The sequence below is a fragment of the Mycolicibacterium sphagni genome, assembly GCF_002250655.1.
GTDB lineage: Bacteria > Actinomycetota > Actinomycetes > Mycobacteriales > Mycobacteriaceae > Mycobacterium > Mycobacterium sphagni.
Genome location: NZ_NOZR01000016.1, coordinates 1 through 12794 on the forward strand (window position 1 = coordinate 1; position 12794 = coordinate 12794).

The following is a 12794-nucleotide window of genomic DNA, read 5'->3' on the forward strand; positions in this document are numbered from 1 at the left end:
CCACCTCCGCCCGGCCCACCCAAATCGCCGAAGTGGTTGTGGATCGCCGCCGGTGTCGCGGTGCTTCTGGTCGTCGGGTTAGTGATCGCGTTGGTAATCGTGACCAGCTCGACCAGGGAGACCACGGTGGTAGCGCCGCTGCCGCCGCTGTCGGAGACGACGTCTGCGCCCCGGGCCACCACCTCGATCCCGACCACCACAACGTCCCCCCTGCCGACGACGAGCGGTGCGCCGACCTCCCCGACCTCCCCGACAGTGCCGGGCGGGGCCACCAGCCCGACTGGCACCGACACCGTCGTATACAACGTCAGCGGTGACGGAAGGGCGATCAACATCACCTACGTCGACACCGGCGGCGTCATGCAGACCGAGTTCAACGTGATGTTGCCGTGGAGCAAGGAAGTCAGTCTGCCCTCGCCGGCGCGGGCATCGGCCAGCGTCGCGGTCGTCAACGTCGGCCAGGACGTGACCTGCGACGTCACGGTAAACGGGACACAGGTGCGCGAGCGCACCGGCCGCGGACTGACCATCTGTACCGGGGCCGGCTAACGGTCGTTGGGCACTTTCACCAAGAGCATGCCCGCCAAGCCGACAGCCAGCACGACGCACAACCCACCCAGACCGGCGCGGTCGGCGTGGAAAGCGTCGACGAAAACGAAGAACAGCCACGGCGCGAGGAATGACGCCGCCCGTCCGGTAGTCGTATAGAGCCCGAACGCGACGGCTTCCTTGCCGTCGCTGACCATGTGCAGCAGCACCGTGCGTGCAGACGTCGTGACGGGGCCGACGCAGAGCGCCAACAACAGCCCGCATACCCAGAACACGACCGGCCCGGACAACGACAGCAGGGTCACGGCGACGACGATCATCAGCGCCAGCGACGCGACGATCACCGGCTTGCCGCCGATCCGGTCATCAACGGGCCCCGCGAGGACCGCGCCGAGGGCCGCCATGGTGCTGGCGATCACGCCGAAGATCAGCACATTGGCCTGCGAAATCCCGTAGACACTGACGCCGAGCACCGCACCGAAGGCGAACACCCCGGCGATACCGTCGCGGAAGATCGCGCTGACGATCAGGTAGTAGACCAGGTTGCGATCGCGCTTCCATTCGGCTCGCAGGTCGTTCCAAAGCCGTCGGTAGCCGCCGAGCAGGCCGACGGGCTGGGATTCCGGCTCGACCGCGGGAACGAAGCTGTGCGCGGTGATCACCAGCGGCAGAGCGAGTACGACGAACCACACCGCCGCCATGACCATCGCCGCGCGCACGTTCAGACCGTCGGCGACCGAGACGCCCAGCAGGCCGCGGTTCGGGCCGCTACCGGCGATGAACGCGGCATAGATGAGGATCAGCAGCGCGACGCTGCCGAAGTAGCCGGCGGCCGCCCCAGTTCCTGAGATGCGCCCGGAATTCTGCGGTGTGGTGAGCTGCCGCAGCATCGCGTTGTAGGGGACGCTGGCCAGATCGCCGCACGCGGCGGTGAATGCCAGTAGCACCAAACCCATCGCGAAGTACGCCGGGTCAGCCCGGATCAGGCTCATTGCGGCCGTGGAGGCCACCGCCAAGCCGGTCAAGATCGTCAGCGCGGCGCGGCGGCGGTGCGGCGCCTGGACCAGCACGCCGGTCAGCGGGGCAAGAACCGCAACGGTGAGGCCAGCGATCGCCAGCGCTCGGCCCAGCCAGCTGGCCGGCGAGGTACCGCTGGACAGGCCCTGGCCGACCGTGCTGGTCAGGTAGACCGAGAAAACGAACGTGGAGACGATGGCGTTCATGCCGGTGGAACCGCCGTCCCACAGCGCCCAGGAAATAACTTTCGACCGGCCGGCGGTCTGGGCAACCGGCGGGGGGCTGGTCATGCGGGCAACGATATCGGCTCCCCCTACGATGGCCGCATGCCAGTACCCGCACCTGCACCGGACAGCCGAGCCGTCGTCACCGGTGCCTCCCAGGGCATCGGTGAGGCGCTGGCCACCGAACTCGCCGCCCGTGGCCACCACCTGATCATCACCGCGCGCCGGGCCGACGTGCTGCACACTCTGGCCGCACGACTCACCGAGCGCTACGGCGTCATCGTCGAGGTGCGTCCGGTCGATCTCGCCGATCCTGACGCGCGGGCCGCGCTCGCCGACGAGCTTGCCGGCCGCGACATCTCGATCTTGTGCGCGAACGCGGGCACCGCGACATTCGGGCCGGTGTCGAAGCTCGATCCGGCCGCCGAGCGGGCGCAGGTTCAGCTCAACGTGCTCGGTGTGCACGATCTGGTGCTGGCGGTGCTGCCGGGGATGCTGGCCCGTCGGGCCGGCGGCATTCTGATCTCCGGGTCGGCCGCCGGAAACTCGCCGATCCCGAACAACGCCACCTACGCCGCGACCAAGGCCTTCGCCAACACGTTCAGCGAGTCACTGCGCGGCGAGCTGAAGGACACCGGTGTTCACGTGACGGTGCTGGCTCCCGGCCCGGTACGCACCGAGCTGCCCGACCCGGCGCAGCAGTCACTGGTGGAGCGCTTGATCCCCGACTTCCTGTGGATCAACACCGAATACACGGCAAGGATCTCGCTGGATGGCTTGGCGCGCAACAGGATGCGGATCGTGCCCGGCATCACGTCCAAGGCGATGTCGGTCGCGTCGGGGTATGCCCCGCGCGCCATCGTGACGCCGATCGTCGGCGCCGTCTACAAGAAGCTGGGGGGCGACTGATTACCGCCTGCGGCGGCCCGTGCCGAAGATGCTGCGGCTGATCTCGCGGCCGATCACCGTGCCCGCCGAGCGCATCGCACTCTTGAACGCCGGGCTGTTCATCACCTGATCGAGCACACCGGGCTCCGCCTTCTGGGGCTTGGGCATCGGCGGCAAGTCGATGCCCGTCGGTAACAGCGGCGGCAGGTCGACGGGCTCCTCCGGGGGCGGTGCCAACTTCGTCGCCAGCTTCTCGTAGGCGGACTCGCGGTCGACCGTCTGCCCGTACTTGGCGAAGAGCGGGCTGGCTTGCGCGGCAGCCTTGATGGCATCGGGCCCGATGGTGTCCATCAGCGACTGGGGCGGGCGCAAACGAGTCCACGCCACCGGGGTCGGCGCACCGCGTTCAGACAGCACCGTGACGACGGCCTCGCCGATGCCCAGAGACGTCAAATCCGTTTCCAGGTCATAGAACTCGGTCTTGGGATAGGTGCGCACCGTCTTGGACAGCGCCTTCTGATCGTCGGGCGTGAACGCGCGCAAGGCGTGCTGGACGCGGGCGCCCAGCTGGGACAGCACGTTGTTGGGGACGTCGGTGGGCAGTTGGGTGCAGAAGAAGACGCCGACGCCCTTGGACCGGATCAGCTTCACCGTCTGCTCGACCTGCTGCAGGAATGCCTTGGAGGCGTCGGCGAACAGCAGGTGGGCCTCGTCGAAGAAAAACACCAGCTTGGGTTTGTCGACGTCGCCGACCTCGGGCAAGTAGGTGAACAGGTCGGCCAGCACCCACATCAGGAACGTCGAGAACATCACCGGCCGTGTGGCCTGGTCACCGAGCTCGAGCAGGGTGATCACGCCGCGACCCTGCGCGTCGACACGCAGCAGATCGGCCGGGTCGATCTCGGGTTCCCCGAAGAACGTCTCGCCACCGTCGGCTTCAAGGTTGACCAGCGCCCGCAGGATGACCCCCGCGGTCTGCGGCGACACCCCGCCGATTGTCTTCAGGACTTCCTTGCCCTCGTCACTGGTCAAATAGGTGATCACCGAGCGCAGGTCCTTCAGATCCAACAGCGGAAGGCCCTGCTGATCGGCCCAGTGAAAGATCAGCCCGAGAGTGGATTCCTGAGTGGGGTTGAGCCCCAACACCTTTGACAGAAGAATCGGCCCGAAGGCCGAGATCGTGGCACGCACCGGGACGCCGAGACCACCGGTGCCCAGCGACAGGAACTCAACCGGGAATGCCTGCCCGGTCCAGTCGTCGTCGCCGGTGTCCTTGGCCCGCTGCAGGGTCCGTTCGCTGGCCTCCCCCGGCCGGGCGAGGCCGGACAGGTCGCCCTTGACGTCGGCCATCATCACCGGCACCCCGGCGGCGGACAGCTGCTCGGCGATCACCTGCAGCGTTTTGGTCTTGCCGGTGCCGGTGGCGCCGGCGACGAGGCCGTGGCGATTCATCATGGCCAGCGGGATGCGGACCTGTGCGCCGGGGTCGACCACCCCGTCGACGACCACCGACCCGAGATCGAGCGACTGGCCCGTCGTCGCGTAGCCGGCGGCGATCTGCTGCGCAGGTGTGGCTGTCGCTTCGCTGGTCATGGGCCGACCTCCGTGGTTGCTCAGGTGATGGCCGCTACGACACTACTTGGCACCGGGGGCTTAATGTTGAGCGCTGTGCGTGATGAATTGGTATGGATCGATTGTGAGATGACCGGCCTGGACCTGCGGACCGACAAGCTCATCGAGATCGCCGCTCTGGTGACCGACGCCGAGCTCAACGTCCTCGGGGAGGGCATCGACGTCGTGATCCACGCCGACGACGGGGCGCTGGACGGCATGGTCGAGGTAGTCGCCCAGATGCACCACCGGTCCGGGCTCACCGAAGAGGTCCGCGCCTCGACCATCGACGTGGCCGCCGCCGAGCAACTGGTCCTCGACTACATCCGCAGCCAGGTGAAGCAGGCCAAGACCGCGCCGCTCGCCGGGAACTCCATCGCCACCGACCGCGGCTTCATCGCGCGGGACATGCCGACACTGGACTCCTACCTGCATTACCGGATGATCGACGTCAGTTCGATCAAGGAGCTGTGCCGGCGCTGGTATCCGCGGATCTACTACGGCCAGCCGGAAAAGGGGCTCGCGCACCGGGCACTGGCCGACATCCGGGAATCGATCCGCGAGCTGAAGTACTACCGGCACACCGCGTTCGTGCCCCAGCCGGGCCCCTCTACCAGCGATATCGCCAACGCGGTTGCCGAGATCGACCGGCCCGGAGGCTCGGATTCGGCTGAAGCGGTCGATAACGGCTAGTATCGACGACGCTGCTGCCGCCTTCGGACGGTCGCAGCGATGGTGGCTGTAGTTCAGTTGGTAGAGCACCAGGTTGTGATCCTGGCTGTCGCGGGTTCGAGTCCCGTCAGCCACCCTGCAGGTCAGGCCCCGATTTCGGGGCCTGACTTTTTTCATGGGCAAGGGTGGCGTGACGTTAGCGTGACGTTGATGTTGGCTCCGCCAAAAATTTCTGGTCGTCTGACCGAGACACGAGCGGCCGCGGCCATGTAGGGTCAACGGCGAACACATTCGGCGGGTCCATGAGCGCCGAGTCCATGCGGCGGTTCCATGAGCGCCGAGTCCATGCGGCGGTTCCATGAGCGCCGAGGACAACATCCGGCGGTTCCACGAGCGCCGAACCCATCCGGCGGAGCCACGAGCGCCGAAGTTAGCAAGGCCATCCGTAACCATTGTCGTGGGTGGCTTTTGCCGTTTATCCGATCACGCCGTGTGACCCCGTTGGGTCGCCCGGTTTTTTGTCGTTCCAGGAGAAAGCTATGACCCTTCCCGCTCAGCCCGACATCAAGGCGACCGCCGCCTATCTAGGCGTCAATGAGAAGACCATCAGGCGCTGGATCTCCCAGGGCTACCTGACCGCCTACCGCGTTGGGCCGAAGCTCATTCGGGTTGACCGTGCATCGATTCTGAAGCTCGCAAGCCCGATTGGTGGCGCGGCGTAGGCCTCCGGAAGTTGAGCGGCTTGGTCGCCGCAACTTGACCGTGGAATAAACGTCATCTGCGCCGCTGAGGCGTTGGAAGCAAATTTAAGAGAAAAGAACCATGACAAAAAATAACGACTTCTTTATCCCCAGACTCATTGAAGCGCCAGACCGCGCAGACCAAATTGTGACCCGGTCGGCATTAGCCTCTTCAAAGCCACCAGAACCTCTCATAAGTAACGCGCTCGACCAAGGAACCGTTGCCGTTCTGTATGGACCGTGGGGCGTGGGGAAGACATTTGTGGCCATCGATTTGGCTGCCTGCGTGGCGACGGGGCGGCCGTGGCAGGGGCGCAAGACCAAGCAGGCCAAGGTCTTGTACGTCGCCGCCGAGGGCGCTCAGGGCTTCGACAAACGGCTCGCGGCATGGGAGCAGGCGTGGAGCTACCCCATTTCCGATGACCAGTTTCACGTCTATCCATTGCCGGTGAATCTCATGGACTATGCGGAGGTAGACGACCTAATCAACCGCATCCACGGGGAATACGAATTCGTCATCGTAGATACCCTGGCCCGCTGCATTGTCGGTGCCGACGAAAATTCAGCACGCGATATGGGCATTGCCGTGAACTCGCTCGATCGAATTCGACGGGCTACCGGTACCGTGCTGGCCGTACACCACACCGGCAAGGATGGGCACACGCTACGAGGTTCGTCTGCACTTGAGGGTGCTGCCGATACCATCTACGCCACATCGAAAGATGGCGCTGGGTTCCTTCTAGATCGTAAGAAACGCAAGGAAGGCCCCCTAGTGGACCGTCACCATCTCCAGCTGTCGCAGGTGGCCGATTCCTGCATTGTGGAAGTCCGGCGCCCAGATGCCGGACCGTCGCAGAGCGAGGAAGCCAGACGTCTTGCCGAGGTTGAGGGAATTACGTTCGATGCCGCACGTAAGCGCCTGCAACGTGCCCAAAAGGTGTCCCCACCAGTTGGGACAGCTCTCTAGCGTTTGCCCGGGTTTGACGCCATTTCCCGTGTGTCCCACTCCCCTCCCCCTAGAAGGGGGAGGGTGGGACGCCGAGGGCTGGGACATCCCAGGCAATACCATCCCTGAACTGCTGTTTCGTTTGCGAGGCGGGGTGGGTCCGAAATCGCTGTCAAATTGAAGCTCCCGCGACCGGGACGACTCAATCTCTAGTGAGCCACGTTTTTCAAAAAGGGGCTTCCGGGGCGAAGCCAGTTCCCGAAGAATTGCTTTCGCGCTATCAGGACCCTCTGGAGCACCTGGTCTGAAAGTTTGGCCCTATTTTGGCCCTATAGAAATCCCGACGAAACCGGGTCCAGATTCACGGCGACGGCGTCTGACACTGCGCACACTGCAATTCGGGATAGAAGGCCTACAACCGGCCAACCGCGGGGCGGCCGGGTCTTGGATGCCACGTCCACCTACCCGCGTAACCACATTTTCATGCACACCACATTGCCTGTGTCAGGCAGATCATGCGAACAGCATGCAATGTGGTTAATGTGGGAGCTGGTGGCACGGACCGCCCCCACTCCGCTCGGCGGTGCGTGGCGTGCTGCCGTCCATTTCGGTCCACACAAGGAGGGGGCCACGGTTTGACGACCGACGAGCACGTGACGGCCTCCGGCTTGCGCCGCTGGGGCCGATGGCGGTGTGCCCGGCCTACCCGGGCACGGCATCCGCGCAGCCCCAGACGGATCCTATGACCGCCCACAGCACCCACGGAGGCGAGTGATGTCCGCATCCACGAAGAGTGCCGCGCCCGCTATCACACCGCAGCTGCGGCGAATCAGGCTGAACCCGAGCCACTTCCGCGTTGGGCGATGGTTCCTGCTGGCTGAGGGGATTTTATTGGTCGGATTGGGTACTGCCGGGCTGGAGTCGGTGGCCATAAGTCCGTCCGCTGGCCCCACTGGCGCGGCACTGCTGGGCTTGGCCGTGACCCCCGCCCACTGCGCAGTGCTGACCGGGTTGGGCGTGGCGGCGGTACCGGCCAGCCTGCACCGGCGGGCAGCCGTCGTAGTCACGGCCACTTCGACGGTGGCCTTCCTGCTGCTATTCGCGATCGGCACGGTCGCGTCCGCCCGTGCCACCCCGGGACTATTCGGGTTTGATCCACGGGACAGCGTGCTGCACGCGGTGCTGCTGGCATACAACCTAGCCCTGCTGATTTGGCTGATCCCCGACGCACTCGAAGGTCCCGCGTGGATGCGTCGCCGGAAGCGGCCACCGAACGAAATGCACCCAGATCCCCTGCGCTGCTGAAAGGTACGCCCGTGGCAACCGAATCACCCAGCTGCACACCTAAACCGAGGCCCTCCGTCCGCGAGACCTCGAGCCAGGGCCGACGTGCCGCTGAGATCGCAGCGGCGGCCGCTGGGGCAACGCCGGAGTGCCACCTCGCACCACATGTGCTGCGCGAGTATGCGTTGCTGGCCGACGGCGAGCGCGGCGCCCTCATCGGACCAGGCGGCGACGTGGCGTGGTTATGCGCACCGCGCTGGGACGACGACGCGGTCTTCTGCTCGCTGATCGGCGGACGGGGCAACTACGCCATCACACCCGCCGGGCGGTTCACCTGGGGTGGCTACTACGAGCACGGGTTGATCTGGCGGTCCCGCTGGGTGACCACCTCGGGGATCGTGGAATGCCGCGAAGCACTGGCCTTCCCCGGTGATCGGCACCGCCTCGTGCTCCTGCGGCAGGTATTGGCAATACGGGGCCCCGCCCGCGTCAGCGTCCAGCTGGAACCGGCCGCGGCGTTCGGCCGCCACGGCATGAAACACCTTCACCGCGACCAGGCGGGTCACTGGCACGCCGAGGTCGGCGGTATGCGGATGCGGTTTCGCGGGGCTGCCGAGGCGATCCCGCAACGATCGGCGGACGGCATCCCGTCGCTGCGCACCACCCTCGAGCTCCCCGAAGGGGCCCACCACGACCTTGTGTTTGAGCTATCGGACGGCGCTTTGCACGACACCCCGACACCACCTCAACAGATGTGGGACGCCACCGAAACCGCCTGGGCCAACACAATTCCCACTCTCGGCGCCAGCATCGCCCCACACGATGCCCGACACTCCTATGCCGTCCTGCGAGGATTAACCAGCGCTGGCGGCGGAATGGTCGCCGCGGCCACCATGAGCCTGCCCGAGCGCGCCGATCGCGGGCGCAATTACGACTACCGCTATGTCTGGATACGCGACCAGTGCTACGCCGGGCAGGCAGTCGCGGCAGACGGACCGCACCCCCTGCTCGATACGGCGGTGCGGTTCGTCTCCGACCGCCTGCTGGCCGACGGACCGCACCTCAAGCCCGCCTACACCACCACGGGCGCGGCCGTACCCGACGAGCGTTCCCTGCACCTGCCGGGCTACCCCGGCGGCACCGACATCGTCGGTAATCACGCCAATTCTCAATTCCAGCTCGACATCTTCGGCGAGGCACTGCTGCTGTTTTCGGCCGCCGCGGGCCACGACCGCCTCGACACCGAGGCCTACCGCGCGATCGTGGCCGCCGTCGCTGCAATCCGCCGGTGCTGGCGTCAGCCCGACGCCGGCATCTGGGAATTGGACAACCGCCGCTGGGCCCACTCCCGGCTGACCTGCGTCGCCGGTCTGCGCGCAATCGCCGCGCACGCGTCCCGCCGCGATGCCGCCGACTGGAGCGCGCTGGCCGACGTCATCGCCGCCGACACCGCCGACTGCGTACATCCCGGCGGACGATGGCAACGCGCACCTACCGACGTGCGGGTCGACGCGGCCCTGCTACTGCCGGCAGTTCGTGGTGCCGTGTCGCCTAATGATCCCCGCAGCATCGCCACCGTGGAAGCAGTGCGCGACGAGCTCGCACGTGACCACTACGTTTACCGGTTCCGCCAGAACGACCGGCCGCTGCATGAGGCCGAAGGCGCCTTCACGCTCTGCGGCTTCTTGATGGCGCTCGCCACCCATCAACAGGGCGACCAGACGGCGGCTGTCCGCTACTTCGAACGCAACCGGTCCGCCTGTGGGCCGCCGGGCTTGTTCTGTGAGGAGTACGACATCGTCGAACGTCAGCTCCGCGGCAACCTGCCGCAGGCGTTCGTGCACGCGCTGATGCTGGAGTGTTCGCTTCGGCTGGCCTGCCCCCCGCCCCACACCGACCGATCCCGGGAAAGCTGACGGCCCGACTGCGCCCAAGGGCAACCACAGATGAAGTTCGCACGAGAGAGGAAACTCTTGATGAAAATCGTCAAGAAGCCGCAGCCACCGACGGCGTTGAGCCGCTTCGCGTACCGGCTGCCGATTTATATCTATCGACTCGGCCTCGGCAGGCTGTTCGGCACGCGGATCATGCTGCTCAATCACACTGGCCGAGTCTCCGGCAAGCGGCGCCAAGCCGTCTTGGAGGTCGTCGAGCATGATCGGGCCGACGGCAGCTACGTCGTCGCGTCGGGGTGGGGAGCTGCCGCCGCCTGGTATCGCAATGTGCTACAGACTCCGGAGGTCAGCATCCAGGTCGGGCGGAAAACAATGCCCATGGTCGCCCTACCGCTCACCGAGGAAGAGGGCGCCGAAGTCTTCGCCCGCTACTCCGCACGACACCGCGTCGCGGCCAAGCTGCTCCTGCCCCGTGTACTGGGTTTCTCGGTTGACGGTTCGGAGGCCGACTTCGGAGAGGTCGGACGTCGAATGCCCTTCATTCGGTTCGCTGCCCGAACGTAGTTGTGAGCCTTGAGTCTTGACGAAAAGACTCGAGAGCCCGGGGTTGCCGTCGGTCGCGCGGCCACGGCACCGACTCAGGCCACCAGCTTCTGGATCTCCGTCCGGTAGCGGGCTCGTTCGGTTTCCGGCAGCGGCGGAGCGAAGGACACGACAACGGTCTCCACCTGATAGAAGCCTCGGTCTGCCGCGTACTGCTGGGCTTGTGCGGTAGTGGCAAATGATTCGACCCGCAGCGTGTCGGTGACGATGGACTGCTGGCACCCGTCCGCAGAACAGTCCTGCACCGTCGTGTCGAGAGGATTCGGGACCGCGAAACCGGCGGTCTTCAACGCGCTGACAAGACCGCGCGCCGACAACGCGTGCATTTCTCCTGCCCGTCCGTCACCGTCGTGCGGGGACGCGGCCGGGTCGCCGCCCATCGACGCCGCCGTCGATGCGCCCGACGACGCACTCGAGCAGCCCGCGAACAGAAGAGCACCCGCCGCCAGGCACACCGAGGCGACCCCCGCGAGGTGCCGGCGACAATCGGCTGTCCTGGCGCCGTACCTGTTCGAACACACCACCTCGTCCCGTCTCCATCCTTCGACTGCGTTCCGCTGCCAAACTCAAGCTGTCACTGACCCGCTTCCCGACCCCTCCAAGACTACATCCGCACGGCAGTATTCTCATATAGCACAGACTGCAGCATGCATATCGTGCGAAATGCATGATCGAGGGTAGGGTTGTCGATATGCCCCAGGACAGACCGGCCCGGCAGGGCCACAGTGGGGATGGATGGTGTTACCTTCGCCGCCACCCCACCGATGGTAGGGGCGAGCACCGATCACCCTCCCCCACAACCACACCCCGCTGTCTAGTCACGCGGCCGGTCGCGGGGCACACAGCAGAAGGAGCAGATGATGACATCAGCGCACACCGTCGTGATCACGGGAGCCAGCGCCGGGATCGGCCGGGCTAGCGCCCGGATGTTCGGGGCGCGCGGCGACCGCGTCGCATTGCTGGCCCGCGGTCCGAGCGGACTGGACGGCGCGGTCAAGGACGTCGAGAACGCCGGCGGTCAGGCGCTAGCCATTCCCACCGACGTCGCCGACTACGCCGAGGTCGACGCCGCGGCTACCGTCGTCGAGCGCACGTTCGGTCCGATCGACATCTGGGTCAACGTCGCGTTCACGTCGGTGTTCGCGCCGTTTCATCAGATCACCGCCGAGGAGTACCGCCGCGTGACCGAGGTCAGCTACCTCGGCTACGTGCACGGCACCATGGTCGCGCTGTCGCGCATGCGCCCCCGGAACACCGGCACGATCGTGCAAGTGGGTTCCGCCCTGGGTGATCGCGCGATTCCGTTGCAGTCGGCTTACTGCGGCGCCAAGCACGCCATTAATGGTTTCACCGAGTCGGTGCGCACCGAACTGATGCACGAGGACAGCAATGTCCACATCACCGTGACGCAGATGCCGGCGGTCAACACACCGCAGTTCTCCTGGGTGCTCTCGCGACTACCGCGCCACCCGCAGCCTGTGCCACCGATCTACCAGCCCGAGATCGCCGCGCGGGCCGTGCTGTTCGCCGCAGATCACCCGCGGCGCAAGCAATTCTGGGTCGGCGCTAGCACAGCCGCGACCGTCCTCGGCCAGCGTGTCGCGCCGGCGCTGCTCGACCGCTACCTGGCCAAGACCGGTTACGCCTCGCAACAGACCGGCGAGTGGGTCAGCCCCGACCGCCCCAACAATCTGTGGGAACCCCGCGATGACGACCAGGGCGGGGACCACGGCGCGCACGGTGTCTTCGACGACCGTTCGCTGAGCGTCTCCCCGCAGCTGTGGTTTTCCCAGCACGCCCGCCAGACCGTGCTCACCGGAGCGGCCGGAGCCGTCGCCATCGCCGCGGCTCTTATTCGACGAGGCCGCCGATGAGCCCGCGCCTGCGGTCGGTCGAGATTGTCCGTGGTCTCTGGGGCGCAGCGCTGTTGGCTGCCCCCGCAACGGTGCTGACGCGGGTGCACGGCGTCGAGGTCGACAGTAGAGCGGTCGTCGTCGCGCGCATCCTGGGCGCACGGCATCTCGCCCAGGCGACGTTGTCGGGACTGAGGCCCAGCCCGGAAGTCCTTGCCGCCGGAACCTGGGTCGACGGAGTTCATGCCGTCACGGCGTTCGGGTTGGCCGCCGTCGACTCTCGTCGTGCCCGGGCCGGCATCACCGACGGAGTCGTCGCGGCGCTGTGGGCGCTGTTCGGCCTGCGTGACCTCACCACCGGGACCACTCCGCCGCCGGCCCACGAACGTCGCCGCGACGCGCTCGCCACAACCCTGCTTCCCGTGCTCCCCGGCGGGCGGTGGCTAGAAGCCAGAGCCCACGACGCACGCGCCACGCGCCTTCCGGCAAGTCCGCCGCCTGGGGCCCGGTAA

13 protein-coding genes and 1 tRNA gene are annotated in these 12794 nt (G+C 66.3%); 11 read left to right on the top strand and 3 right to left on the bottom strand.

Translation table 11 applies throughout. The features are described 5' to 3' along the window. A partial coding sequence (locus tag CG716_RS18195; RefSeq protein WP_094482326.1) for an MmpS family transport accessory protein occupies positions 1 to 549 on the top strand: 549 nt, incomplete at its 5' end. On the opposite strand, the gene CG716_RS18200 is transcribed toward CG716_RS18195, so the two are convergent. Then, positions 546 to 1856 (bottom strand): MFS transporter, encoded by a 1311-nt coding sequence (locus CG716_RS18200; protein WP_094482128.1) that lies wholly within the window; start codon positions 1854 to 1856, stop codon positions 546 to 548. The two genes, CG716_RS18195 and CG716_RS18200, sit on opposite strands and share 4 nt — an antisense overlap. Positions 1857 to 1892: 36 nt before the next feature. Between CG716_RS18200 and cmrA the strand changes: the two genes are divergently transcribed. Then, positions 1893 to 2699 carry a mycolate reductase gene (cmrA, locus tag CG716_RS18205; protein WP_094482130.1) on the top strand — a complete coding sequence of 269 codons (807 nt, stop codon included), beginning with the start codon at positions 1893 to 1895 and terminating at the stop codon, positions 2697 to 2699. Here the strand turns inward: cmrA and CG716_RS18210 are convergent, their stop codons facing one another. Continuing rightward, positions 2700 to 4271: a helicase HerA-like domain-containing protein gene (locus tag CG716_RS18210; protein WP_094482132.1), complete on the bottom strand. Its 1572-nt coding sequence runs from the start codon at positions 4269 to 4271 to the stop codon at positions 2700 to 2702. It abuts the gene before it with no gap. A 75-nt stretch (positions 4272 to 4346) separates the two neighbouring features. Between CG716_RS18210 and orn the strand changes: the two genes are divergently transcribed. From orn to CG716_RS18245, 7 genes are all read left to right on the top strand, one after another. Further along, positions 4347 to 4982: an oligoribonuclease gene (gene orn, locus CG716_RS18215; RefSeq protein WP_207760717.1), complete on the top strand. Its 636-nt coding sequence runs from the start codon at positions 4347 to 4349 to the stop codon at positions 4980 to 4982. 42 nt (positions 4983 to 5024) lie between these two features. Beyond that, positions 5025 to 5097: transfer RNA gene (locus tag CG716_RS18220), tRNA-His, on the top strand. Between the two features lie 403 nt (positions 5098 to 5500). After that, a complete protein-coding gene (locus CG716_RS18225; RefSeq protein WP_094482136.1) occupies positions 5501 to 5683 on the top strand; it encodes a helix-turn-helix domain-containing protein in 183 nt (60 codons plus the stop codon). A 100-nt stretch (positions 5684 to 5783) separates the two neighbouring features. Next, positions 5784 to 6668, top strand: coding sequence for a helicase RepA family protein (locus CG716_RS18230; protein ID WP_094482138.1), 885 nt, complete (start codon positions 5784 to 5786; stop codon positions 6666 to 6668). A 753-nt stretch (positions 6669 to 7421) separates the two neighbouring features. After that, on the top strand, positions 7422 to 7952 hold the full coding sequence (locus CG716_RS18235) for a DUF4383 domain-containing protein (RefSeq protein WP_094482140.1): 531 nt from the start codon (positions 7422 to 7424) through the stop codon (positions 7950 to 7952). Positions 7953 to 8047: 95 nt separating this feature from the next. Beyond that, on the top strand, positions 8048 to 9847 hold the full coding sequence (locus CG716_RS18240; RefSeq protein WP_094482328.1) for a glycoside hydrolase family 15 protein: 1800 nt from the start codon (positions 8048 to 8050) through the stop codon (positions 9845 to 9847). Between the two features lie 60 nt (positions 9848 to 9907). Continuing rightward, entirely contained in the window at positions 9908 to 10390 is a 483-nt protein-coding gene (locus CG716_RS18245; protein ID WP_094482142.1) for a nitroreductase family deazaflavin-dependent oxidoreductase, read from the top strand. A gap of 74 nt (positions 10391 to 10464) precedes the next feature. Here CG716_RS18245 and CG716_RS18250 read toward each other — a convergent pair whose 3' ends face one another. Further along, entirely contained in the window at positions 10465 to 10950 is a 486-nt protein-coding gene (locus tag CG716_RS18250; RefSeq protein WP_133066970.1) for a hypothetical protein, read from the bottom strand. A gap of 336 nt (positions 10951 to 11286) precedes the next feature. On the opposite strand from CG716_RS18250, the gene CG716_RS18255 reads away from it, so the two are divergent. Both CG716_RS18255 and CG716_RS18260 read left to right on the top strand, forming a co-directional pair. Continuing rightward, positions 11287 to 12303 (top strand): SDR family oxidoreductase, encoded by a 1017-nt coding sequence (locus CG716_RS18255; RefSeq protein ID WP_094482146.1) that lies wholly within the window; start codon positions 11287 to 11289, stop codon positions 12301 to 12303. Beyond that, a complete protein-coding gene (locus tag CG716_RS18260; protein ID WP_094482148.1) occupies positions 12300 to 12794 on the top strand; it encodes a hypothetical protein in 495 nt (164 codons plus the stop codon). The genes CG716_RS18255 and CG716_RS18260 overlap by 4 nt, the downstream gene beginning before the upstream one ends.